Source organism: Mycobacterium sp., from assembly GCF_049683355.1.
GTDB lineage: Bacteria > Actinomycetota > Actinomycetes > Mycobacteriales > Mycobacteriaceae > Mycobacterium.
Map to the genome: position 1 here is coordinate 1 of NZ_JBAUJB010000012.1, position 3,024 is coordinate 3,024.

Here is a 3,024-nt window from a genome sequence, read left to right on the forward strand (position 1 = left end):
TCACCACCGACATCAAGCGGGTGGCCGTGCAGTACCCGGGGCAGCGAGGCAAGCAGGACTTCGCGTCGTTCACCAGTTTGCCGGCGCTGGCCGACGAGGTCTGCAAGATGGTCTCGCCGGACAAAGACCGTCTGCGGGGCAAACTACCTGCTTCACAGGTTCCGGCACAGGTCAGCGGCTCTGACGTCCAGCGCAGTCGGCCTCGCCGACGCTCGAGAAGCGCCGCGTGGGCCGGGACGTGCCGGCGAGGGAAAAACCGTTGCGCCAACAGGATTCGGCGTCCAGCTCGCAACGATCAGCACCACGCCAGGCCTCCGACCGCTACCACCTTCGCAGCTGCGGTGGTCGATCTTGATAGCCACGACGAGCCATCCGTCTCAAATGACCGGGGTTTCGGCCATCGAGTGTTTGCTGTTCGGACATGCCAGCCGAGCAAACCTGAGGTAATGTGCCTCGGGTCGGGGAACCTGCAGTACTCGGATCACTCCCCCGAGCAATGCTGTGTACGAGTGCGCACCACAACTGCCAGCCAAGCGGCCGGCCTATCCGTAGGCCGGTTCGCCGCAAGTGGCGTGTCCGCTCGCGACGCAGCGTGTCTCGAAGTGGCGACGGGACCGCCTCGCCCGACGACACATATCGGGCCAGGGATTCCCGCGTGACATGAGGAGAGAGCACGTGAAGCAGGTACTGAAGGGGGCTCTCGCCGCGGCGGCGTTGCCATTCGCCACGTTGCCGATTGCGCTCGGCGGCAGTGCATCCGCTGTGGCTGCCGGGCTGACACCCGTAACTCCTGCGACCGTCCTGACCCATGGACCGGCCCCGTGGGACATGCCTCAGTACCTTCAGGGCTCCGGCTGCGCTGCCCCGAGGAACTGTCAGGAAGTTCTGTACTGGTGGATCATCAGCACCACGACGTACGAGATCGGCGTCAACGAGAACCTCGTGAACCTCGACTACGCCATCAATGATGCCGACGGCCCGAAGATCGTGTATGCGTTCAGCGGCGGCGCACGAATAGCGACGGCTTGGCTGACCGAACGGGCAGAAGACAGCGACGTCGCCGCGGAGGATCTGTCGTTCCTGCTCATCGGTAACGGAACCCGCAAGTACGGCGGGGCCAGCACCTGGAACCTGGGGGACGTGATCACGGCGCCGCCGACCCGCTACGCCGTGATCGACGTTGCACGCGAGTACGACCCGATCGCCGACTTCCCGACCAACCCGTTCAACCTGCTCGCGACGGCAAACGCTCTGGCCGCGTTCAACATCATCCACATGAACTACCGGGACGTGGATCTCGACGACCCCGACAACTATGTCTGGTCCGAGGACCACGTATGTCTTCGTCCCCACTGAGTATCTGCCTCTGCTGCAGCCGCTGCGCGACCTCGGTCTCGATGAGCTGGCCGACCAGTGGGAAGACCCCTTACGTGCCATCATCGACAGCGCATACTCCCGGCCCTACCTGCCGGCGGCACCCCAGGGCGAGCAGGGCTCCGATGCGCTGCGGTCTCTCTCCGACGAATCGTCGGCCGCTGCCGTCACGTCGCTGACGCTCGGCACCGAGGAAGCCGCCGCCGCGGGCGGCCAGGACGTCGCCGACGGCCCCGATGGGGGAGCGGAGCCTTCCGAGGTCTCCGGCGGTGCCGGAGCTGCGGTGAGCACTGGCGAGACGGACGAGGCGGACGAGGCGCCCGTCTCCGAGGAACCGACCGCCGAGGCCGGCGGGACCGACGCCGACACCGAGCCCACCGACACCGAACAGCCCGGCGAAACGGACGAGGACGCCGAGGACGCCGAGGACGCCGACGGTGAGACCGGTGACGGGTCCGCCGAATCCGACAAGCCCGCGGGCCCCAAGCACCGCGCGCCGCTCAACGGCACAAAGAAGACGACGGCGGGAGACCGCGCCGATACCGCCGGCAGCGACTCGAGCGGCGATACCGGAGACAGCGATGCCGGCGACTCGGATGACAAGTCCGACAAGGACCCCGACAGCAGTTCCTCCTGACGCAGACCCACACCGACTACCAACACCGTCGGGGGTGTCCGACGGCTATCCTTCCCGGGTGGCAACCAACGACAAGTCCGCCCTGGCCGGAAAAGTCGCGTTCATCACCGGTGGCGCCTCCGGGATCGGCGCCGCCCTGTCATCACAACTGGTGAACGCTGGTGCGACGGTGTGGATCGCCGACCGCCAGTTCGAGGTCGCAGGCCAACTCGCTGAACGGCTCGGCGGCAGCGGCGCCGGGGTGCACGCGGTCGAACTGGACGTCCGGGATCCCGCGGCGTTCGAGCAGGCCGTCCGTTCGACGGTGCAGACATCCGGGCGCATCGACTACCTGTTCAACAACGCCGGCATCGGCATCGGTGGCGAGGTCGATACCCTGACGCTCGATGACTGGAACGACATCATCGACGTGAACCTGCGCGGAGTTGTCCACGGGGTCGCAGCTGCCTACCCGATCATGATCTCCCAGGGCAGTGGTCACATCGTCAACACCGCCTCCATGGCCGGCTTGATCACCACGTCGGCACAGGGCGGTTACTCCGCGACCAAGCATGCCGTCGTCGCTCTGTCCAAGACCATGCGCGTGGAGGCCGCCACCCATGGCGTGAAGGTGTCGGTGCTGTGTCCCGGGGTGGTCCGCACCCCGATCCTGTCCGGCGGCGAATACGGCCGCAACAAGTCGGTCAGCCGCGAGGACCAGCTTAAACTGGGTGAGGCTCTGCGGCCCATGGACCCGGTTGACTTCGCCGAGCGCGCGCTGCGCGCCGTCCGGCGCAATCAGGCGATCATCGTCGTGCCGCGGTGGTGGAAAGCGCTGTGGTACCTGGAGCGGCTGTCGCCGGCACTGTCGATGCGGACCGCCGGGGCCGCGCTGCGCCGTACCCGACAGGTGCAGTCAGGCGTACCGCTTCGCTAACCGCCGCGCCTTCCCCGGGCTCAACGCAGCCCGTCGGATGTCGCCGCCGTAATGGGCCAGTACCCGCCTATCCATCACCCGCCGCCACAACGGTGGG

Annotated in this window: 1 protein-coding gene and 3 pseudogenes; 3 read left to right on the forward strand and 1 reads right to left on the reverse strand. The window is 67.0% G+C overall.

All coding sequences use genetic code 11. The features are described from left to right. From WA944_RS00440 to WA944_RS00450, 3 genes and pseudogenes are all read left to right on the forward strand, one after another. A pseudogene (locus WA944_RS00440) lies at positions 1-128 on the forward strand (thioesterase); the annotation flags it as partial. Between the two features lie 700 nt (positions 129-828). Further along, a pseudogene (locus WA944_RS00445) lies at positions 829-2,011 on the forward strand (PE-PPE domain-containing protein). A 58-nt stretch (positions 2,012-2,069) separates the two neighbouring features. Continuing rightward, on the forward strand, positions 2,070-2,927 hold the full coding sequence (locus WA944_RS00450; RefSeq protein WP_526369604.1) for an SDR family NAD(P)-dependent oxidoreductase: 858 nt from the start codon (positions 2,070-2,072) through the stop codon (positions 2,925-2,927). Here the strand turns inward: WA944_RS00450 and WA944_RS00455 are convergent. After that, positions 2,907-3,024, reverse strand: a pseudogene (locus WA944_RS00455) (alkane 1-monooxygenase); the annotation flags it as partial. The gene WA944_RS00450 and the pseudogene WA944_RS00455 overlap by 21 nt on opposite strands.